Raw genomic sequence first — 20,369 nt, 5'->3', positions numbered from 1 at the left:
GCGTCGGCAGGGGCCCGGGGTCATCTGCGCCTGGCACCGGCGGGGGCTCGGGGCTATCGGTTGCCCGATGGATCGCGCGCTACTTAATGAACTGAAGGCTCGTCAGATCGCGTTCCTCGAGGCGCGGCTCGTCTCGGAGGCGGCGGCGCGCGACTTCCGGGAGCGGCTGCCTGCCGGCTTCGCGGCGCTGCTCGCGACGCCGCTCGGCGAGCTCGTGGACGCGGGGGCGATCGGGCGCGCGCTCGAGGCGCTGGCGGCGGAGGAGCCGCTCCGGCGGGCGGTCCGGCCCGCGGCCGCCGCGGCGCTCGCGGCGCTCGTCGAGGCGGCGCGCGCCGAGCGGCGGCGCGCGAAGGAGCTCCTGCCGGAGGGCGCCCGCGACAAGCTCGACCGCATCCTCGAGCAGCCGAAGATCGTGCCCGAGCGGCTCGTGCGCGAGGTGCTGGAGAGCGCGGCGCTCGACGCGGTGATGCGCGACGTCCTCTACGACACGCTGATGGAGTTCTCCGAGAAGGTGAACCCGTTCTTCGCCGAGTGGGGCCTGCCCGCGCTCCTCAAGCGGGTCGCCCCCTTCGGCCTCGGCGGGGTCGGCAAGACGATGGGCGCGATGCGGGGCGAGTTCGAGCGGCGGCTCGAGCCCGAGATCCGCCGGTTCTTGCAGGGCTTCTCGCGCACGGCGATGCGCCAGGTGCACGACCTGCTCGTCGCCAAGGGCGACACCCCCGAGTTCGTCGGCCTGCGCAAGCAGGTCGCCACGTGGGTGCTGGAGCAGGAGATCTGCGCGCTCGTCGGTCAGCTCGACGCGAAGAGCTCGGCGATCGCCGAGGAGCTCGGCGCCGACATCGCCGCGCAGCTGCTCCGGGATCGGCCCGTCCGGGCGCGGACCAGCGAGGCGATCGCGGCGTTCGTCGCCGCGCACGCGGGCGAGCCGCTCGGCGAGGCGCTGGGGCGGCTCGGGATCGCGCCCGAGCTCGACGTCGGCGCGCTCGCGGACGCGCTCTGGCCCGTCGTGAGGAGCATGTGCGCGACCGGACCGGTGCGCGCCTGGCTCGCGTCCGTGGTGGAGGAGTTCTTCGACGGGTTGCCGGACGGGATCGAGCCGTCCGCCTGAGGCGAGCCGATGCGGCAAGCGCCTGCCCCGGGTGGGACCCGGCCCGCGGTGCGCGCGGGCCCCGATCCGAGGCCGGCCGCGGTCAGCCCATGGCCGAGGCGTCGGCCACCGCAGACTCGATGTACGCGAGGCCGCGCGACGGGCACGCGGGCACCGTGGGCGCAAACGCCTCCATGTCCAGGATGAGCTCGGGGCCGACCGCGGGCGTGAGCACCACGACGGGCACGCGCGGCGACATGCGGCGGAGCTCCTCCATCTCGCTGTGGAGCTCCGCCTCCTCCCGGGGCACGAGCACCATCACATGAGGACGCCAGCGGGCAAGCACGTCACGCGCGTGGCCGAGCCCGCAGCACGTCTCCACCGTGTAGTCCCGGGATGAGAGGAAGTGGACGAGCGGCTGGGAGTTGCTGGCGTCGTCATCGATCACCAGGACGCGGGTCGTGCTCTCAATCTCCATGGGTATCCCCCGTCAGCAGCCGGCTCTGGCCGCCGCTGTGAAAACCAGGTCTTCATGGCCTGGCTCACAGTGACCATACTCCATATTCGGCAAAGAGCGATATCAATCGCGCCTCAGCGCATCACGCGATGCGTTGATACGCGCTTGAAACACCAGCGCTCCCTGCCTGTTTCTTTTCCGATCCGCTTCTGATCCGCTGCGATCCGCCGTGATCCGTGATGGCCCGTCTGCGACCCGCTCGGGGAATCGCGACGCGCCGACGCGCTTCGGCGCGGGGACGCGGGATCAGCCGCCGAGGTAGGCCGCGCGGATCTCTTCGTTCGCCGCGAGGTCCTTCGACTCGCCGCTCATGGCGATCTGCCCAGTACGGAGCACGTAGGCGCGCGTCGAGTACTTGAGCGCCAGTCGGGTATTCTGCTCGACGAGGAGTACGGTTGTTCCTGACGCCGCGATCTTGGCGATGGACTCGAAGATGTCCGCGACGAGCCGCGGCGCGATGCCGAGCGAGGGCTCGTCGAGGAGCAGCATGGCGGGGCGCGCCATCATGGCGCGGCCGATCGCGAGCATCTGCTGCTCGCCGCCGGAGAGCGTGCCGCCGTGCTGGTGCATGCGCTCGCCCAGCCGGGGGAAGAGCTTCACCACGTCGTCGACGGTCTCCGCCATGGTGGGGCCGTGCTTGTGGCACCACGCGCCGAGCTCGAGGTTCTCGCGGACGCTGAGGTTCGAGAAGATGGCGCGGCCCTCCGGGACGAGCGAGACGCCGGCCGCGACGAGCTCCTCCGTCGAGACGGACGCGAGGTCCTTGCCGTCGTAGCGGACGCGGCCGGAGGCGATCGGGAGGAGGCGGACGATCGTCTTCAGCGTGGTCGTCTTGCCGGCGCCGTTCGCGCCGATCATCGCCACGATCTCGCCGCGCCGCACCTCGAGGCTGACGCCCTTGAGCGCCTTGATGCCGCCGTAGCTGACCGCGAGATCGTCGACGACGAGCAGGGGGTCGCCGGGGGCCACCGAGGGGGGCTGCCGCGTCGGATGCGATGTCTTCATGCGGGCTCCTCCGCCGCCGCGACGGCCGCCTCGTCGTCGATCTCCTCGCCGAGGTACGCGGCGAGGACCTTCGGGTCCCTGCGTACGACCTCCGGGGTGCCGTGCGAGATGGTCTCGCCGTGATCGAGGACGTGGATCTCCTCGCACACCCCCATCACGACTTGCATGTTGTGCTCGACCAGCACGACCGTGATGTCGAAGGTGTCGCGCAGCCAGCGGATCTGCTGCTTGAGCCCCTCGGCCTCGCCGTAGTTCATGCCCGCCGCCGGCTCGTCGAGCAGGAGCACCCTCGGCTTGAGCATCATCGCCCGCGCGATCTCGAGGCGGCGCTGGTTGCCGTACGAGAGCGACGTCGAGATCTCGTCGGCCATGTCCTCCAGCTTGAACACCGAGAGCAGCGAGAGGGCGCGCTCGGTCATCTCCTGCTCGTCCTTGTAGAAGAACGGCGAGCGCAAGAGGGCGGCGGCGAGCGTGGATCTCCGCAGGTTCTCGCAGGCGACGAGCACGTTCTCGAGCACCGTGAGCTGGCCGAAGAGGCGGATGTTCTGGAACGTGCGGGCGATGCCGAGGCGCGCGATCTGGCTCGGCCGGAGCGGCGCGAGGTCGGTCCCGCCGAAGCGGATCGCGCCCTCGTCGTGCTTGTATACGCCGGTGATCAGATTGAACACCGTCGTCTTGCCCGCGCCGTTCGGGCCGATGAGCCCGAAGATCGAGCGCTCGGGCACGGTGAAGGAGACGTCGCCGACCGCCCGCAGGCCGCCGAACCGCTTGGTCACGTGCTTCAGATCGAGGTTCACTCGAGCTCCCTCCGGGCCGCCTTGCCCTCGCGGCCGACGGTGATGCCGGGCGGCGGCTCATCGGGCGGCGCGCCCGGGATGGGCGGCGCGCCGTCGTGCCCGACGCCCGCCTCCACGCCGGTCGTGGCGGGGACGGGCTCGGCCGGGCCCACCGGGAAGCGCCTCCTGCGCGACCAGCGCCGGCCGAAGAGCTCGCGCTCGCCGAACAGCCCCTCGGGGCGGAGGACCATCAGCCCGATGAGGATGGCGGCGTAGATCACCATCCTGAGGGCGTTCAGATCGAGCGCGGGGTAGGCCGCCTTCAGCGCGAGGACGCTGTCGAGGCCCTGCAGCTGCTCGATGAGCTTCACCGTGAAGGTCACGAACACGCCGCCGAGGATCGCCCCGGAGACGCTGCCCGAGCCGCCGAGGATCACCATCGTGATGGCGTCGAACGAGTAGTTGAACGTGAACTGGTCCGGCTGGACCGTGGGGTTGCCGTCGCGCATCGACGAGAGCAGGGCGCCGGCGATGCCGCCGCCGGCGGCGGAGATGACGAACGACGTGACCTTGTAGCGCGTCGGATCGACGCCCACCGCGCCGGAGGCGATCTCGTCCTCGCGGAGGGCGCGCAGCGCGCGGCCCCAGCCGGAGAACTTCAGCCGCCAGGCGACGATCGTCGCGAGCACGACGGCGCCGAAGATCCAGAACGGGCCGGCGTACTGCGGCACGCCGGTGTCGTCGGGGCCGGCGTAGCCGATCGGGCCGCCGAGCGCCCCGAGGAGCCTGCCGATCGCCCCCTGGTCGGGGCCGCCGGTCGTCGCCGTCGCGATCGTCAGGCGGAAGATCTCGGCGAACCCCAGGGTCACGATGGCGAGGTAGTCGCCGCGCAGCCGGAGGCTCGGCAGGCCGACCACGAGGCCGAAGAGCGCCGCGACGAGCCCGGACGCGAGCAGCGCCGCGGGCATCACGACGAACGAGTTGCCAAAGAGCGGGTCGCCGCCGCCGAGGTGCTGGTGCAGGTTGCCGGCGACGACCGCCCCGGTGTACGCGCCGATCCCGACGAAGCCTGCGTGGCCGATCGAGAACTGGCCGGCCATGCCGTTGATGACGTTGAGCGAGAGCGCCGCGATGACGTTCACCATCGCGAACAGGGCGAGCTGACGCCAGGCAGCGTCCGGCAAGAGGGTCTCGAAGCCGAACTCGAGGGCGACGACGACGCCGAGGAGCAGGAGCGCAGTGAGGATGCGCTGCAACGGTCGAGGCATGGCCGGCCAGAGTTGGAATGGCCGAGCCGCACCGTCAAGCAGTAGCGTCAGTGGCGTTACTTGATGACCCGCAAATAGGGGGGCAGTTCCCGCTTCGGCTTGCCCGCCCCTTGGCGCGGCTTGGGCTCGGGCTCACCGGAGCCGCCCGATTCGTCGTCTTCGCGCTCCTCGGTGGACCGCACCGGCGCGAGGGCCGGCGCCGGCACCGGCGCGAGCGGCCTCACGGCCGCGCCGGCGTCCCGCGCCGGGGCCTCGCGCTCGCCGGCCTCCACGGGCTCGAGCTGGGGGCGCGCCCTGTCGCGCGCCCGCGCCTCGTCCGCCGCCTCGTCGCTCCGCTCGTCGTCGCCGCTGGGGGGCGCGACGGCGGCGAGCCGGGGGCGCGGCCTCTTGGCGGGCTTCTGCGGCGGGGCGACGGCGGGGCGCTGCTGCTTCTGCGCGGCGAGATCGGCCGGGATGTCCTCGGGCCACACCATGCCGCGCTGATCCTCGCTCACGAGCGCCCAGATCGCGTGCCACGGCAAGCGGCACCAGAACGGCGCGCGGTTGAACGACAGGGTGCAGCTGATCCCGTCGTCGTCCACCTTGAGGTCGGGGATGGCGATCGCCATGTTCATGCCGACCTGGAGGATCAGCTGCGGCTGCCCCGTGAACCACTTGGGGACGGAGACACCGGGCCGGCGCGGATCGAGGTGGATGAACACGCTCGGCTCTCGCTCGAGGAGGGCCAGCGCGACGTCCTTTTTCGGCGGGAGCGGTCTCTGCACGTCGGACATCGTACTGCTCTGCCCAATACCCCGGACCGCGCGGCTCCGCCAGCGCTTCGGGGAGGCCACGCGCCGAGCAGCGTGCCGGGTGAGCAGGCCGCCGCGCCCCAGCCACCAGGCGCTCCAGCAGATCTGTAGAAAACGCGCTGTGAGCGCAGCGCGCGGCGCGGCCGGCGCCCCTCGAGCTTCCCGGCAGCCCCGGCGACGCTCACGCTGCGCGCCCCCGGCCCAGCTGGACGGGGACCTCGGAGAGGGTGACCCGGTGCTTGCCGCCGCTCGTGAGGGGGATCTCGTCGACGATCTGGACGCAGACCTCCGCGCGCTCGCCCAGGTGCTGCCGGACGAGGCGCTCGATGAGCCTCGCGGTCTCGGGCTGGAAGCCCTTGCCCGGCACGAGCTTGACCGTGAGCGCGCGCCGCCGGTCCTGGTGGACCTGGTAGCGGGCGATCGTCGGCTGGTCCTTGATGAGGTGGGGGAAGAACTCCCCGGCGAGCAGCTCGCCGTCGGGGCCGACGAGCAGGTCGAGGACGCGGCCCTCGACCGAGGCGAGCATCGGCAGCCCGCGGCCGCACGCGCACGGCGCGCCGGCGGCGATCGCGACGTCCTGGTTCTTGTAGCGGATGAGCGGCATCGAGCGGCAGACGAGGTCGGTCACGACGACCTCGCCGGGCTCGCCGGGGAGGGCGTGGCGCCCGTCGCGGAGCAGCTCGACGAACACGTTCTCCATGTTGATGTGCTTGCCGGCGTGCCGCTCGCACTCGGCGGCGATCAGCATGAGCTCCCGGCAGCCGTACCGATCGAACACCGGCGCGCCGAACGCGCGCTCGATGGCCTCGCGCTGGTGCGCGAACAGCCGCTCGGCGCTGGTGACGATGCCGCGCGGCGCGGGGAGCGCGCGGCCATCCGCGAGCGCGTAGCGCGCCGCGTGGTACAGCGCGCTCGCGTACCCGACGATGAGCTGCGGCCGGTACCGCGCGATCTCGTCGAGCAACGCGGCGAGGCGCCGGTCGGACAGGTCGAAGGCGGAGATCATCTTCTTGCGGAGGATGGCCTCGTGAAGGGAGCGCTTGGCCTTCTTCGCGAGCGTCTCGCTGACAAGCACGGTGCTCCACAGGTGGAGCTCCCGGTCGCCGAGCCGGGCGCCCGCCCACCCGTCGGACCGCATGGCGGCCGCGATGCGGCGCTCGTAGGTGCGGTGGTCGAACCGGAACTGCACCGGCTCGCCCGTCGACCCGCCCGTGCCGCTCGCGTACAGCCGGCCGACGAAGCCCTCGGCGAGGAGGTCCTGCCCGTGGGCGCGGAGGTCGGCCCTCGTGAGGACGGGGAACCGCAGGAGGTCCTCCGGCGCCTTCACCGAGGCGGCGCGCACGCCGTGCTCGGCGAAGCGAGCCCGGTAGAACGGGACGTGCTGCTCGGCGAACTGGAGCGCGGCGAGCATCCGCCGGAAGCCGAGATCGCGAATCTCACTCTCCGATCGCCACTGGGAGCGCTCTATCCGCTCCAGGTCTTTCAGGGTCTCCCTGCCCCTCAAACGGGTCTCGTAGAACGGAAACAGGATGTTTCGAAACAGCCCACCGTACATGGGCGAAGCGTTCTTTCGAATCATCGACCGTCAAGCGCGCGCGGGCGGCTCTCCCGCAGAATCCCTGTGTTCGTGGCGCGGAGTCCGACCGGAGCGGCGCGCGCCGGCAAGCTCCGTCCCAGCAGAGCGGGTGAGCGCTCGGCGCGACCGCTGCACGGACACACGCTGTCACGCCTTCACGCCGCGCCGGCGGGGGCGCGTCAGCCTGCGCTCGCGGCCGCGGACGAGCTCGACCCGAGGATCGCGACGGTGGCGCCGAGGAGGATGATCGCGGCGCCCGCGATCTCGAGCGCGGTGGGGGTGGCGTGGAGCCACAGGGCGCCGATGACGATCCCGCCGAGCGTCTCGCCGGGGGACACGAGCGCGACGATGGACGGGGACATGCGGCGCGCCGCGATCTGGACCGCTGTGTGGCCGACGACGGTGGGGACGAGCGCGAGCGCGACGATGGCGAAGGCGGCGTGGGCCGGCGGCGGGGCGACGCCCTCGAGCGCGCCGGGCGCGAACGGGAGCGCCACGGCGAGGAAGACGGCGGCGCTGCCGTAGACGAGGGCGGCGTAGCTCCGCGCCGGCAGCGCGTCCCGGAGCGCGCGGGCGAAGGACACGTAGAGGCCGTAGAGGAGGGTGGCGCCGACGACCAGGAGGTCGCCCGAGAGCCGGTGATCGCCGGCGCCGGCCGAGCGCGCGACGACGAGCGCGCCGGCGGTGGCGAGCAGCACGCCCGCCTGCTCGGAGCGCGTGGGGCGGACGCCGAAGAACGCCCACGCGCAGAGCACGACGGCGAGCGGCTCGAGCGAGACGAGCGAGAGGGCCGCGGGGAGGGACGTGCGGTCGAGCCCCCAGAGGAAGAGCGCGAAGTGGACGGCGAGCAGGAGGCCGGCGCAGAGGACGGCGGCGCCCTGGCGCGGCGAGAGGCGGGCGGCCGAGCGGGCGATCGCGCGCGGGTCGAGCAGGGAGAGCGCGATGGCGGCGAGGGCGACCCGGCCGAAGGCGATGGCGAGCGGGTGGACCGGGCGCGCATAGCGGGCGAGCGGGCCGCTCGCGGCGAAGGCGAGGCTGGCCAGGACGACGAAGAGCGCGGCGCGGCGGGCGCGACGCGCCGAGGAGCGCGGCTCGTCCGTCATGCGAGGGTGCTAGTTCAGGAGACCGGGAAAGACAACCAGCGCGGCGCGCGCGGGGTCAGCGGGGCGGGGGCGGCGGGGGCGCGATGGCGACGAGGTTGAGCCCACCAGGGTACTGGTAGCTCGTGTACGCGCCGTAGCCGAGCACCTGGATGCCGACGGGCGCGGAGGCGGTCAGCACGTGCGCGCCGCCGTTGCCGGGGCCGAGCCGGACACGCGCGACACCGAAGCCGGAGCCGTTGCCGATCGGGGTCGGGGCGACGTCGACGGCGCCGTCGTCGAGCGTGATCATGGCGTCGAGCGGCTGGATGATGTCGACGTAGCTCTCATCGTAGTCGCTCGGCGCGAGGAAGACGTACTTGGAGCGGTATTGCTCGACCGCGGTGGGGTGGCTCTGCGACGGATCGCCCTTCTGGCGAGGCTCGGTGTCCGCGTCGACGATCGCGGCGCCCAGCATGAACGTGCTGATCGCGAACTCGTGGTCTCCCACGACCTCGAAATCCCGCCTCACCACGTCGAGGTCGACGACCTGGCCAGCGTCGATGGTGGTCGGCGCGCCGTCCGGCTTGCCGGACGGGTACGTCAGCGCCGTGCCATCGACGTTGCCGTAGAGGCGCACGATGTGGCCGATGACGCGGCCGCCCGGCGATGTCGGGACCGTCACGAAGTACCGCTTGCCCAGCGTCTCGGCGGGGAACACGGACTCCTCGATGTGATCGCAGGCCTGGCGGCCGATCGGCGCCTGCACGCACGGGATGCCCGTCAGCACCTGGACAGGGCGGGTCGCGGTGACGAGGCTGCCGCTGAGGTCGCTCCTCGGGTGCCCGAGGACCTCGACGACATCCCCCTCGTCGAGCTGGACGGTGAAGCTGCCGCCGCCGCTCGTCCGGGGGATGCCGCCGCCCGCGACCACCGAGCCTCCCTGGGCGACGTTCACGGTGACGCTCGTGCCGTCCTGGATCCCGCTGATGACGATGTAGCCGCCGAAGTCCGCCGCCGCCCAGCCGCGCTGGCCGGTGATGCGGTAGTTGCCTGTCATCGCGGTGCTCGGCAGGAGCAGCGACGCGTCGTTGGTGAAGGAGAAGCAGCCGAAGGGCTCCCCGTCGTTGGCCGCGCACGCCTCGTTGCCAGGGCAGGACGACCAGTCCTTCCCGGACGGGCCGCCCTCTCCCTTGTACTCGAGCGCGTTGAATTGATAGACCGTGACCGGCCTTGTCGAGACGAGGTGGTAAGCGCCTCCATCGACGCGGACGGAGCTCGTGATCGAGTCGCCCCCGGTGCAATGGGTGGCGTCGGGCCCCTTCAGCTCGCGCACCCAGGGGAGGTAGATCTTGCTCAGGCTGTTGGGCTTGACCTCGGCGCGCGCCACCGCGGCGCCGGCGCGCGTCACCTCGACCTCGGCGATCTCGTCGCCGGCGTTCGCGACGACGACCGCGTAGTCGAAGATCGACCAGACGATGTTCGCGGTGACCGTGGGCCAGAAGTCACAGCCGATATAGGACTTGTTCGCGGCGGCCTCCGCGCACGTCCTCGGGTCGCCGCCGAGCTCGGGCCCGAGGTCGCCGCCCCCGGTGCCGGCGCCGATGTCGTCGCCGAAGCCGCCGGAGCTCATCGACCCGACGGCGTCGCCGCTCGAGCCGCCGCCGCTGGCGGTGGTCCCCGGCCGAGGGTCGCCCGCCGACGAGCCGCTGGCGGAGCACGCCGCCGCCGAGGCGGCGCCCACCCAGAGTCCTACGCCGAGAAATAGAGCATGCTTCGAGATCTGCATGGGCCCTCCCGTCAACGGATCTCGAGCGCAGGGGCCTGTACGACAGCCCCGCTGGCGCGAGATATCATGGTGCTTTTTTGCTGAAGTTGCTTGTCGGGTGCTCGCGCACTCCTGGACACGTTGGTGTCCATCGATCCCGGCTACGCGCTTTTGCAGCGCGGTGCAAGCCGATCGAATAAAACCGTTATGGGCGCCACCAATGAATATCGCGCTTCTCTGAAATGGATGGTCGGCGAGCGACGCAAATCACAAACGCGTCTGTCTCAGGCGCGTCGGACTGAGCCGTCGCAGACGTTCTCTGCCTCACTCTGCCCCGGATGATCCATCGCCGAGCAGCCAGCGCCTGCACAGGAGAAGGGGGCATAGGCGTTGACCGAGCTCGTTCCGTTGCACTCAACGCACGAAGCTCGCCCCATCGGTCACCAACGTGAACGTGGTCGTGAACGTAGGAGAACGCGGAGCGAGGCTTGGTTAACGCTTATGGGGGAGAAGGGGGCCAAGGAACTGCCCTGTATACGAGCCCTTCACCTTCGCGACGTGCTCCGGCGTCCCCTCGGCGATGACCCGTCCTCCGCCGGCGCCGCCCTCGGGCCCGAGATCGATCACCCAGTCCGCGCACTTGATGACGTCGAGGCTGTGCTCGATCACCACCACCGTGTTCCCCGCGTCGACCAGCCGGTGGAGCACGCCGAGCAGCTTGCGGATGTCCTCGAAATGCAGGCCCGTCGTGGGCTCGTCGAGGACGTAGAGCGTTCTCCCCGTCTGGCTCTTGCCGAGCTCTCGGCTCAGCTTCACGCGCTGCGCCTCGCCGCCGCTCATCGTCGGCGCGCTCTGGCCGATCTTCATGTACCCGAGTCCGACCTCGACCAGCGTCTCGAGGACGCGGCGCAGCGCGACGTGGTGCTCGAAGAGACGCAGGCAATCCTCGATGCTGGTGTCGAGGATGTCCGCGATGCTCTTGCCCTTGAACCGCACCGCGAGCGTCTGCGCGCTGTACCGCTTGCCGGCGCACACCTCGCACGGGACATAGACGTCGGCGAGGAAGTGCATCTCCACCTTCACCATGCCGTCGCCGCTGCACGCCTCGCAGCGCCCGCCCTTCACGTTGAAGCTGAACCGCCCCGGGCCGTAGCCGCGCGCGCGCGACTCCGGCAGCTCGGCGAAGATCTCGCGGATCTGGTCGAACGCCTTCGTGTACGTCCCCGGGTTCGAGCGCGGCGTGCGGCCGATCGGCTTCTGGTCGATCGCGATGACCTTGTCGAGCGCCTCGAGCCCCTGGATCGCGCGGTGCGCGCCCACCGGCTCGGTGCTGTGGTGGAGCGCCCGGCCCAGCGCCGGCAGGAGGATACCGTTCACCAGCGAGCTCTTGCCGGCGCCGCTCACCCCGGTCACCGCGAGCAGCACCCCGAGCGGGAAACGGACGTCGATGCTCCTCAGGTTGTGCTCGGCCGCGCCCAGGATCTCCAGCCACCCGCGCGGGGCGCGCCGCGCCTCGGGCACCTCGATGCGCGCGCGCCCCGCCAGGTACGCCCCGGTCACGCTCTCGGGGTCACGCGCGATCTCCTCGGGCGTCCCCGCGGCCATCACCCGGCCGCCGAGGTGCCCGGCCCCGGGGCCGAAATCCACGACGTAGTCGGCGGCCCGGATCGTCTCCTCGTCGTGCTCCACCACGAGCACCGTGTTGCCCAGATCCCTGAGGCGCCGCAGCGTCTCGATGAGGCGCTGGTTGTCCCGCTGGTGCAGGCCGATGCTCGGCTCGTCGAGCACGTACATCACCCCGGAGAGCTCGCTGCCGAGCTGGCTCGCCAGCCGGATGCGCTGCGCCTCGCCGCCGCTCAGCGTCGGCCCCGAGCGGTCGAGCGTCAGGTAGTCGAGCCCCACGTTCAGGAGAAAGCTGAGCCGGCTCGTGATCTCGCGCCGCACCCCCTCCGTGATCTTCTGCCGGTTGCCCGGCAGCTCGAGCCGGGCGAAGTGATCGTAGGCGTCCCTCACCGTCATCGCGGTGACGTCGGCGATCCCCTCGCCGGCGACGCGCACGGCGAGCGACTCGGGGCGCATCCGCCGGGAGCCGCAGGCGTCGCACGGGCGCTCGCTCATGAACTTGCGGTAAGCATCCCGCGCCGACTCGGACGACGACTGCTGGAACCGGCGCATCAGGCTCGGGATCACGCCCTCGAACTTCATGCCCCAGGTGCCGTGCGTCTCGGTCCCCTCCTTCCCCCACGTCACCGCGATGCGCTTGCCCGAGAGGCCATGGAGCACCATCTCCTGCTTCTTCGCCCCGAGCTTGCGCCAGGGCACGTCGAGGTCGACGGAGCACGCCTTGGCCACGGCGTCGATGATGCGGAACGTCCAGCCCTCCCCGCGCGCCATGGCCGACGCCCAGGGGGCGATGGCGCCCTCCCGGATCGACAGCGCAGGATCCGGGATCACGAGGGCCGGATCGATCTCGAGGCGGGTGCCGAGGCCGTTGCAGGCGCCGCACATGCCGAGCGGGCTGTTGAAGGAGAAGCTCTGCGGCGAGAGCTCGGGGAAGCTCTGGCCGCAGCAGGAGCGCGCGGCGCTGAACAGCAGCGGGGCGTCGGGGCGACGCCGCCGCCCGGACGCCCCCTCGTCGGCCTGGAGCTCGACCCGGAGCTCGCCGCGCCCCTCCTGGAGCGCGACCTCGACCCCCTCCGTGATGCGCTGGCGCTCGTCCGCCCGCACGACGAGCCGGTCCACCACGAGCGCGATGGTGTGCTTGAGCTTCTTGTCGAGCTTCGGCAGCTCGTCGAGCCGGTGCTGCGCCCCGTCGATCTCGACCCGCACGAAGCCGCGGCCCCGGAGCTCCTCGAACAGGTCCTTGAACTCCCCCTTCCGGTGCGTCACGAGCGGCGCGAGCAGCACGAACCTCGTCCCCTCCGGCATCCCGAGGAGCTCGTCGACGATCTGCTCCGAGCTCTGCGCCTTCACCGGCTTGCCGCAGAGGTGGCAATGCTGCTCGCCGGCGCGCGCATAGAGCACGCGCAGGTAATCGTAGACCTCCGTGATCGTGCCGACCGTGGAGCGCGGGTTGCTCGACGCGCTCTTCTGCTCGATGGCAATGGTCGGCGACAGGCCGCGCAGGTGCTCGACCTGCGGGCGCTCGAGCTGACCCAGAAACTGGCGCGCGTAAGAGCTCAGCGTCTCGACGTAACGCCGCTGCCCCTCGGCGTAGAGCGTGTCGAACGCGAGGCTCGACTTGCCCGAGCCGCTCACCCCCGTGAACACCACGAGCTTCCGCTTCGGCACCTCCAGCCGATCGATGCGGAGGTTGTGCTCCCGCGATCCGAGCACCTCGATGAAATCCGGCTCGCGCGCGGCGTCGAGGAGCTTGAGCGCCGGCCGGTGGTGCTCCGCGGGATCGAGCTCCGCCGCCGCCGGGCCGGCGCGCCGCGCGCCCGAGGAGCCGCCCTTCCCCGGCTTGCTCAGCGCCGCGCTCCGGGACGGGGATTCGATGGATTGCGGGTGTGTGGATCCGTTCGTTCGCGCGCCCATTGGATTCGCCACCGCCATTAACACGGTGGCGCGCTCTCCGGCACCTCCTGGCACGCGATGTTCCATGGAAAAACTGGCGGGCTGAACGCAATGCTCTCGTCCGCACACCGCCGGAGCGGCAGCGCGGGCGCGCGGATCAGCGCCTGGTCGGGCCGCTGGGCGAAGCGCGCCAGCGCACGACAACGCAGGTGACGTTATCGGGGCCACCGTTCTCGTTGGCGCGCTTGACGAGCCGGGACGCGATGCCGGCCAGATCGGCCGGGGTCGCCAGGATACTTGCGATATCTTGCGCCGGCACGACGCCGGACAGGCCGTCTGAGCAGAGCAGGAGGACATCCCCTCCCTCGATGGCGTCGATCCGCGTCTCGACGTCGACCGCCTCGTCGGTGCCGAGGGCGCGGGTGATCACGTGCTGGAGCGGGAACGAGCTGGCCTGCTCGGGGAGGAGGTGGCCGAGCCGGATGCACTCGTTGACGAGCGAGTGATCGCGCGTGAGCTGCTCGAGGCGATGATCGCGCAGGCGGTATACGCGGCTATCGCCCACGTGCGCGACGGCGATGAAGCCGTCGCGCGCCAGCACGGCCGCGATCGTGGTGCCCATGCCGCGCTTCTCCCGGTCGCGCCGCGCGGCGGAGAAGATGCGGCCGTTCGCGAGCTGGATGCCCGCGACGAGCAGGGGGAGCCCCTGATCGACGTAGCGCGCCTCCGAGCCCCGCGTGGTGGGCGGCCCCACGCCGACGGCGACAGGCCAGGTGGAGTCCGGGTCGTCGAAGAAATCACGCACCGTATCGATCGCCATGCGCGAGGCGACCTCCCCGGCGGCGCGCCCTCCCATGCCGTCGGCCAGGAGGAACAGCCCCCGGGGCTCGAGGATCGCGAAGCTGTCCTCGTTCGTGTCTCGGACCATGCCAGGATGGCTGATCCCGGCGGCTTCAAAAACGAGGTGACGCTGCACGGCGCTTCCCTCCAGCGTGCTCGCAGGCACGCTCTGCCGGACTGCCGGACGACGGGCGCGCGTCTTCCGTCATCGCGTCATCCACACCCTTCCGGCGCCTTCCTCGGACCGATCGCGCGACACGGGGTGCTTCGTCTGCTCATCTTGCCGCCCGCTCCGACTGCTCCCAGCGAGCCTACGCGCCAAGGATCGGTCGCGTCCACCAGATCAGGCCTCGGGGCGCGCCCGCCCGCGGCCGTCCGCGCAGGACTCCACACGGTGCGCGATTGCGCCTCACGCCGCGCGCCCGTCACCGTTCCGTTTCCAACGTCTTGATTTGCCGCGGCTTCGGGGCGGCCTCCCGTCGGGCCAGCGAGCCGACCGGGCCGCCGGGCCGACCGGGCCGCCGGGCCGAGCCGGGGACGCCGGCGCGCGGCGGCCTCGTCACGGGACCGCGAACCGATCGGCGCCGCCGCCGGAGCACGCGCTCAGCGCGAAGCCGAACCGCCCCTCGTCGGTGCCCTCCTGCATGATGCGCTCGAGGTTGCGGCACTCGTGGCGGAAGACGCCCCGGAGCGCGTAGCGATCCTTGCTGTCCACGACGACGACGACGCCCGTGAGCGTGACCTCGAGGCGGTAGGTGACGGGATCGCCTTCGATGGTGTACCGCGTGGTCGTGAACTCGGACGGGTCGTGGTTCCTGTACGCCTGCCAGATGCACTCGCGCGCCGCGCCGTTGTAGCCGTCGCCGCGCTTGACCACCTCGGTGCCGCACTGCTTGAGCGGCGGCGTGAGCGGCCCGCTCTGCACCTTGTCGGGCGAGGACGAGCAGGAGCTGGCGAGCAGGAAGAGCGCGAGGGAAGCGAGCGATCGGCCTGGCGAGCGAAGCATGGGGACTACTTACCTAACGCGATCCGCGAAAAAGGGATTCTTTTTTTCGGGCGGACCGGGCCGGCCGCCGGCGAGGGGCGGCGTCGCTCGTGTTCCGAGGGGCGGCTTTTTTCCGCGCTGGCTTCTCGGGCTGCGGCTCGAGCGCGGCGGCCAGGGCGCCGAGGTCCTGGAGGCTGGCCACGAGCGCGCGCAGGTAGTGCCCCGAGAGCCGCTCGGCGGCGCAGAGCGCCCGGGAGGCGAGCACCTGGGCGTTGTAGGGGCCGGCGTCCTCCGGCACGTTGTCGGCCGCGCGCGCGACGGCGAGCGTGGCGCGCGCGCTCACCAGCGACTCGTGGAACAGCGCGGTGGACAGCGCGCTGCTGAGGGCCTGGGCCTGCCGCTTCACCCGGCGCTCGACGACGTCGCCGTCGCACGGGAGCTCCGCGAGATCGCGCGCGAGCGGCCCGGGGAGGCGCACGTCGCGCGCGGCCACCTCGCCGCGAAGGCGCGCGAGCGAGGGGACGGCGGTCGTCTTCCGCTCGGCGGCGAGCGCGCGCAGGCGGCGGCGCGCGGTCCTCACGACGGCGGGGAAATCGCCGAGCGCGAGCGCCGCGGCCAGGGCGCCGTCGTGAGGGAGGCCGGCGTCGGCGAGGGCGCGGAGGTGGGCCTCGGCGTCGGCGCGGGCGCGGTGGAAGGCGGCGTCGAGCGCCGCGAGCCGCGCGGAGGCGCGGGCAACGAGGCGCGCGCGGGCGCCGCCGTCGAGGGCGCGAGCGCGCTCGAGGAGCGCCTCGACGAGGCGGTAGCCCGCGGGGTCGAAGCGGTGGGCGCCGGCCGCCCGCAGGGCGGCGAGGCGCGCGTCGGCCGGGGGCGACCCAGGTTGGGGGGACGGGGGCGACCCAGGTTGGGAGGGCGCGGCCGACCCGGGTTGGGGGCACGCGGCCAACCCGGGTTGGGACGGCGCGGCCAACCCGGGTTGGGAGGGCATCATCGTCGGAGAAAAATCCGACGTGGATGTCATCAGGGCGCGCCTCGCCGCGGGATCGGCGAGATCTCCACCCGGCGGTTCTTCGCCCGGTTCTCGCTCGTGTCGTTGGGCGCCACCGGGTGCCGCTCTCCGAAGCCGGCCGCGAACAGCGACGTGTCGGGGACACCCGCCGCGGAGAGCGCCCGCGTCACCGTGAGCGCTCGCTGCGCCGAGAGCTCCCAGTTGTCGGCATAGCCGCGGGACGAGCTCGTGAGCGGGCGGTCGTCCGTGAAGCCGCTCACCATGATGAGCTCGTCATGATGCTCGAGGTACGCCTTGAGCGGGTCGGCCAGCGCGCGGAGCAGCGCGATGCCCGCAGGCTGAAGCTCGGCCGAGTTGAGCTCGAACAGGATGCTGCCGCGGATCCCGATGCGCCCCTCCGTCAGGGTGATCCTCCCCTCGGCGAGCGGTCCGGCCAGGGCGCTCTCGAGCGCCTCCAGACGCGCGCGCTCCGTCGCGCGGGTGGCGCGCTCGGCGGCGAGATCGCGGGCCAGATCGACCTGAAACGAGATCGCCCAGACGAAAAAGAGCACGAAGAGGCCGAAGAGACAGGCCATGAGGTCGCCGAAGACCGGCCAGACCGCCGCCTGCTCGGGGACATCGTCTTCGGCCGGCGTCAGGGACATCGCCTCGCTCTCGCGGCTGACGCCAGCCAACGCGGTGAGCTCTCGCCACGATCCGCGGAGGCCACGATCTCAAGGCGCGAGAGACGAGCGCCTGACGCACGCGACGCGCGGCGCATCAGCTCGTCTTGCTCCTCAGCGCCCGCAGCTCGGAGAAGAGCTCGCGCTGGAACTGCAGCGAGTGATCGAAGACCTCACGGGTCTGGTCGAGGTAAGCGCCGAGGAGGTCCGTCGCCTCGCCGTGCTCCCGGCGCTCGATCGCGTCCTCGATCGCCCCCAGGCTGTTCAGCCAGCGATCGCTCGCGTCGCGGTAACGGTCAACCGCAACGGTGAACATTTCCGCCACGGATGTCATCTCGGCACCGCCGGCCCGCACGAGCTCCGAGGCCTCCCGCACCACCGCTGCGGTTGCCTCGAGGCTCTCGCCGAGGCCGCGGGCGTGGGCGCTGAGCCGCTCGGCGAGCCCGTCGGCCGCCTCCCGCCGCGCTCCGTCGAGCCGCTCCTCGAACGCCAGCAGCCGCGACGCCTGCTCCGCCAGCTGCGCCCGCGCCGCCTCGCCCAGCGCCGCCACGCGCGCCTCCGCCCGCGCCTCGCGCTCCGCACCGCTCCGCTCCGCCGCCTCCGCGAGCGCTGCCACCCGCTCCGCCTGCTCCCGCGCGCTCCCGGCCATCCCCGCCGTCGCCTCCGACAGCTTCTCCAGCAGCGCGTCCAGCCGCGCGTCCCGCGCTGCGTCCGCCTCCGCGCGCGCCGACAGCCGCTCCGACGCCTCCCCGATCAGCCGCGACGCCGCCTCCGGCGCCGCCTGCGCCGCACGCGCCGCCTCCGACAGCGCGCCCGACAGCGCCTCGCCCAGCGCCGTCAGGTGCGCCGCACGCTCTGCGTCCAGCTCCGCCTGCCGCTTCGCCGCTTCCGCAGCGCGCGCCGCGTGCGCTCGCTCCAGCCGCTCGATCGCCTCCCCCACCACCGACGACAGCCGCTCCGCCTGGCCCGCAAGCCTCGACGCCGACGCCGTCTCGAGCTCGCGCCGGCGCGCGGCCGCCTCCTGGTCGAGCCGCTCGAGCCGCTTCGCCGCGCCCTCTTCCATCCGCTCCAGCCGCGACGCCACGCCCCCTTCCAGCCGCTCCAGCCGCGACGCCACGCCCCCTTCCATCTGCGCCAGGCTCTCGCCGAGGCCGCGGGCGTGGGCGCTGAGCCGCTCGGCGAGCCCGTCGGCCGCCTCCCGCCGCGCTCCGTCGAGCCGCTCCTCGAACGCCAGCAGCCGCGCCGCCTGCTCCGCCAGCTGCGCCCGCGCCGCCTCGCCCAGCACCGCCACGCGCGCCTCCGCCCGCGCCTCGCGCTCCGCCCCGCTCCGCTCCGCCGCCTCCGCGAGCGCCGCCACCCGCTCCGCCTGCTCCCGCGCGCTCCCGGCCATCCCCGCCGTCGCCTCCGACAGCTTCTCCAGCAGCGCGTCCAGCAGCGCGTCCCGCGCTGCGTCCGCCTCCGCGCGCGCCGACAGCCGCTCCGACGCCTCCCCGATCAGCCGCGACGCCGCCTCCGGCGCCGCCTGCGCCGCACGCGCCGCCTCCGACAGCGCGCCCGACAGCGCCTCGCCCAGCGCCGTCAGGTGCGCCGCACGCTCTGCGTCCAGCTCCGCCTGCCGCTTCGCCGCTTCCGCAGCGCGCGCCGCGTGCGCTCGCTCCAGCCGCTCGATCGCCTCCCCCACCACCGACGACAGCCGCTCCGCCTGGCCCGCAAGCCTCGACGCCGACGCCGTCTCGAGCTCGCGCCGGCGCGCGGCCGCCTCCTGGTCGAGCCGCTCGAGCCGCTTCGCCGCGCCCTCTTCCATCCGCTCCAGCCGCGACGCCACGCCCCCTTCCATCTGCGCAAGCCGCGACGCCACGCCCCCTTCCATCCGCTCCAGCCGCGACGCCACGCCCCCTTCCATCTGCGCCAGGCTCTCGCCGAGGCCGCGGGCGTGGGCGCTGAGCCGCTCGGCGAGCCCGTCGGCCGCCTCCCGCCGCGCTCCGTCGAGCCGCTCCTCGAACGCCAGCAGCCGCGCCGCCTGCTCCGCCAGCTGCGCCCGCGCCGCCTCGCCCAGCGCCGCCACGCGCGCCTCCGCCCGCGCCTCGCGCTCCGCACCGCTCCGCTCCGCCGCCTCCGCGAGCGCCGCCACCCGCTCCGCCTGCTCCCGCGCGCTCCCGGCCATCCCCGCTGTCGCCTCCGACAGCTTCTCCAGCAGCGCGTCCAGCCGCGCATCCCGCGCTGCGTCCGCCTCCGCGCGCGCCGACAGCCGCTCCGACGCCTCCCCGATCAGCCGCGACGCCGCCTCCGGCGCCGCCTGCGCCGCACGCGCCGCCTCCGACAGCGCGCCCGACAGCGCCTCGCCCAGCGCCGTCAGGTGCGCCGCCCGCTCCGCGTCCAGCTCCGCCTGCCGCTTCGCCGCTTCCGCAGCGCGCGCCGCGTGCGCTCGCTCCAGCCGCTCGATCGCCTCCCCCACCACCGACGACAGCCGCTCCGCCTGGCCCGCAAGCCTCGACGCCGACGCGACGTCCGCCTCGCGCCGCGCGCGCGCCTCCTCGTCGAGGCGCCGCTCGACCGCCTGCAGCGCGCCGCCCGCGACCGCGCCAGCGCGCTCCACCGCCTCCGCCAGGATCGGACTGACCACGCTCGCCGCGACGTCGGCGGTCTGCCGGAGGCCCGCGGCGATGTCGCCGCGGACCTCGGCCGCGGCCGCCGCGAACGAGGCGGCCGCCTGGCGCGCGCCCTCCACCTGGACCGCGAGCAGCCGCTCCTCGAGGCGCTCGAGCCGGCCCGTCGCCTCGCGGAGCGACGCCGCCGCGGCGGGGAGCGCGTCGCCCTGCCGCGCGAGCGCCTCCAGCGCCGCGAGCTGCCGCCCCGCCACCGTGAGCGCCGCGAGCGGGCCCGACGCGTAGGCCTGGAGCGCCGCCGCGGCCCGCGCCTCGGCCCGGCGCAGGAGCACGCCGGCGAGCCCGAGCATCCCCGACGCCGCGACGCCCGCCGCCGACGTGCCGAACGCGCGCGAGAGGCCCTGCATGGGCGCGGCCAGGCTCTCCCGCAGCGCGTCGACGTCGGCGCTCAGCGTCAGCGCCTCGCGGGCCCCCCGCAGCGTCTCGAACAGGCCGAGGAACGTGCCGAGCAGCCCGATCATCACGAGCAGGCCGACGAGGTACGACGCGAACGTCGCGCTCGCCGGGGGCAGCGCCGCGCCGGCCATCCGCGCCTCGAGCATCGATCGGAGCGGGGCGCCGCTCTGCTCGATCGCCGCCCGCGTCGCCGGCCGCGGCAGCGCGCCGAGCTCGCGCTCGATCCGGGCAGCCCGCCCCGCGCGCACGAACACCTCGAGCGTGCCGAGCGCGAGCCCCAGCGCGATGAGCTGCACGAGGCGGTACGCGAGCGGATCCGCCCCGCGGTAGACGAGCGCCGCCCGCCCCACCAGGGCGAGGCCGACCCCGCCGGTGAGGAGCACCAGGATCCGCGTCGTCCACTGCCGCGCCGTCGCGAGCCGCATCGTGAA

At 73.1% G+C, this 20,369-nt stretch carries 15 protein-coding genes; 1 reads left to right on the top strand and 14 read right to left on the bottom strand.

Annotated elements, in window-relative coordinates; translation table 11 throughout:
* Positions 1-67 precede the first annotated feature (67 nt).
* Positions 68-1,108, top strand: a complete 1,041-nt coding sequence (locus WMF22_RS47380; RefSeq protein ID WP_438034041.1) for a hypothetical protein — start codon at positions 68-70, stop codon at positions 1,106-1,108.
* Between the two features lie 82 nt (positions 1,109-1,190).
* Here the strand turns inward: WMF22_RS47380 and WMF22_RS47375 are convergent, their stop codons facing one another.
* The 14 genes from WMF22_RS47375 to WMF22_RS47310 form a co-directional block, all read right to left on the bottom strand.
* Positions 1,191-1,565 (bottom strand): response regulator, encoded by a 375-nt coding sequence (locus tag WMF22_RS47375; RefSeq protein ID WP_012241215.1) that lies wholly within the window; start codon positions 1,563-1,565, stop codon positions 1,191-1,193.
* Between the two features lie 285 nt (positions 1,566-1,850).
* Complete coding sequence (locus tag WMF22_RS47370; protein ID WP_437296408.1) at positions 1,851-2,609, bottom strand: ABC transporter ATP-binding protein; 759 nt, start codon at positions 2,607-2,609, stop codon at positions 1,851-1,853.
* On the bottom strand, positions 2,606-3,406 hold the full coding sequence (locus WMF22_RS47365; RefSeq protein WP_438034040.1) for an ABC transporter ATP-binding protein: 801 nt from the start codon (positions 3,404-3,406) through the stop codon (positions 2,606-2,608). Before WMF22_RS47365 ends, WMF22_RS47370 begins: the two co-directional genes overlap by 4 nt.
* Positions 3,403-4,653: a branched-chain amino acid ABC transporter permease gene (locus WMF22_RS47360; protein WP_438034039.1), complete on the bottom strand. Its 1,251-nt coding sequence runs from the start codon at positions 4,651-4,653 to the stop codon at positions 3,403-3,405. The genes WMF22_RS47365 and WMF22_RS47360 overlap by 4 nt, the downstream gene beginning before the upstream one ends.
* Positions 4,654-4,709: 56 nt before the next feature.
* A complete protein-coding gene (locus WMF22_RS47355) occupies positions 4,710-5,426 on the bottom strand; it encodes a ClpXP protease specificity-enhancing factor SspB (RefSeq protein WP_437296405.1) in 717 nt (238 codons plus the stop codon).
* A gap of 199 nt (positions 5,427-5,625) precedes the next feature.
* Positions 5,626-6,999, bottom strand: coding sequence for a phenylacetate--CoA ligase family protein (locus tag WMF22_RS47350; RefSeq protein WP_438034038.1), 1,374 nt, complete (start codon positions 6,997-6,999; stop codon positions 5,626-5,628).
* A 200-nt stretch (positions 7,000-7,199) separates the two neighbouring features.
* The gene (locus WMF22_RS47345; protein ID WP_438034037.1) at positions 7,200-8,123 is read right to left on the bottom strand and encodes a DMT family transporter; all 924 of its coding nucleotides are present in this window, start codon (positions 8,121-8,123) and stop codon (positions 7,200-7,202) included.
* A gap of 55 nt (positions 8,124-8,178) precedes the next feature.
* Positions 8,179-9,888 (bottom strand): IgGFc-binding protein, encoded by a 1,710-nt coding sequence (locus tag WMF22_RS47340; RefSeq protein WP_438034036.1) that lies wholly within the window; start codon positions 9,886-9,888, stop codon positions 8,179-8,181.
* Positions 9,889-10,359: 471 nt separating this feature from the next.
* On the bottom strand, positions 10,360-13,404 hold the full coding sequence (gene uvrA / locus WMF22_RS47335) for an excinuclease ABC subunit UvrA (protein WP_438034035.1): 3,045 nt from the start codon (positions 13,402-13,404) through the stop codon (positions 10,360-10,362).
* Between the two features lie 136 nt (positions 13,405-13,540).
* Positions 13,541-14,311 carry a PP2C family protein-serine/threonine phosphatase gene (locus WMF22_RS47330; RefSeq protein ID WP_438034034.1) on the bottom strand — a complete coding sequence of 257 codons (771 nt, stop codon included), beginning with the start codon at positions 14,309-14,311 and terminating at the stop codon, positions 13,541-13,543.
* Positions 14,312-14,782: 471 nt separating this feature from the next.
* Positions 14,783-15,229, bottom strand: a complete 447-nt coding sequence (locus WMF22_RS47325) for a hypothetical protein (RefSeq protein WP_438034033.1) — start codon at positions 15,227-15,229, stop codon at positions 14,783-14,785.
* A gap of 13 nt (positions 15,230-15,242) precedes the next feature.
* Positions 15,243-16,226: a DUF2894 domain-containing protein gene (locus tag WMF22_RS47320; protein ID WP_438034032.1), complete on the bottom strand. Its 984-nt coding sequence runs from the start codon at positions 16,224-16,226 to the stop codon at positions 15,243-15,245.
* A complete protein-coding gene (locus WMF22_RS47315; protein ID WP_437301684.1) occupies positions 16,226-16,858 on the bottom strand; it encodes an OmpA family protein in 633 nt (210 codons plus the stop codon). The genes WMF22_RS47320 and WMF22_RS47315 overlap by 1 nt, the downstream gene beginning before the upstream one ends.
* A gap of 115 nt (positions 16,859-16,973) precedes the next feature.
* Entirely contained in the window at positions 16,974-20,363 is a 3,390-nt protein-coding gene (locus WMF22_RS47310) for a hypothetical protein (protein ID WP_438034031.1), read from the bottom strand.
* Between the last annotated feature and the right edge of the window lie 6 nt (positions 20,364-20,369).

The organism is Sorangium sp. So ce204, from assembly GCF_051526795.1.
Taxonomy (GTDB): Bacteria; Myxococcota_A; Polyangia; order Polyangiales; family Polyangiaceae; genus Sorangium; species Sorangium cellulosum_B.
Note: the sequence above shows the minus strand (reverse complement) of the source record. Positions and strands in the feature narration are given on the sequence as shown.

Bases quoted from the DNA above. Each gene is read 5' to 3' on its own strand.
- WMF22_RS47360 (WP_438034039.1), bottom strand. From the start codon at position 4,653: ATGCCTCGACCGTTGCAGCGCATCCTCACTGCGCTCCTGCTCCTCGGC.
- WMF22_RS47340 (WP_438034036.1), bottom strand. From the start codon at position 9,888: ATGCAGATCTCGAAGCATGCTCTATTTCTCGGCGTAGGACTCTGGGTG.
- uvrA (WP_438034035.1), bottom strand. From the start codon at position 13,404: ATGGGCGCGCGAACGAACGGATCCACACACCCGCAATCCATCGAATCC.
- WMF22_RS47350 (WP_438034038.1), bottom strand. From the start codon at position 6,999: ATGTACGGTGGGCTGTTTCGAAACATCCTGTTTCCGTTCTACGAGACC.
- WMF22_RS47345 (WP_438034037.1), bottom strand. From the start codon at position 8,123: ATGACGGACGAGCCGCGCTCCTCGGCGCGTCGCGCCCGCCGCGCCGCG.
- WMF22_RS47355 (WP_437296405.1), bottom strand. From the start codon at position 5,426: ATGTCCGACGTGCAGAGACCGCTCCCGCCGAAAAAGGACGTCGCGCTG.
- WMF22_RS47330 (WP_438034034.1), bottom strand. From the start codon at position 14,311: ATGGTCCGAGACACGAACGAGGACAGCTTCGCGATCCTCGAGCCCCGG.
- WMF22_RS47315 (WP_437301684.1), bottom strand. From the start codon at position 16,858: ATGTCCCTGACGCCGGCCGAAGACGATGTCCCCGAGCAGGCGGCGGTC.
- WMF22_RS47320 (WP_438034032.1), bottom strand. From the start codon at position 16,226: ATGACATCCACGTCGGATTTTTCTCCGACGATGATGCCCTCCCAACCC.
- WMF22_RS47310 (WP_438034031.1), bottom strand. From the start codon at position 20,363: ATGCGGCTCGCGACGGCGCGGCAGTGGACGACGCGGATCCTGGTGCTC.
- WMF22_RS47325 (WP_438034033.1), bottom strand. From the start codon at position 15,229: ATGCTTCGCTCGCCAGGCCGATCGCTCGCTTCCCTCGCGCTCTTCCTG.
- WMF22_RS47380 (WP_438034041.1), top strand. From the start codon at position 68: ATGGATCGCGCGCTACTTAATGAACTGAAGGCTCGTCAGATCGCGTTC.
- WMF22_RS47370 (WP_437296408.1), bottom strand. From the start codon at position 2,609: ATGAAGACATCGCATCCGACGCGGCAGCCCCCCTCGGTGGCCCCCGGC.
- WMF22_RS47375 (WP_012241215.1), bottom strand. From the start codon at position 1,565: ATGGAGATTGAGAGCACGACCCGCGTCCTGGTGATCGATGACGACGCC.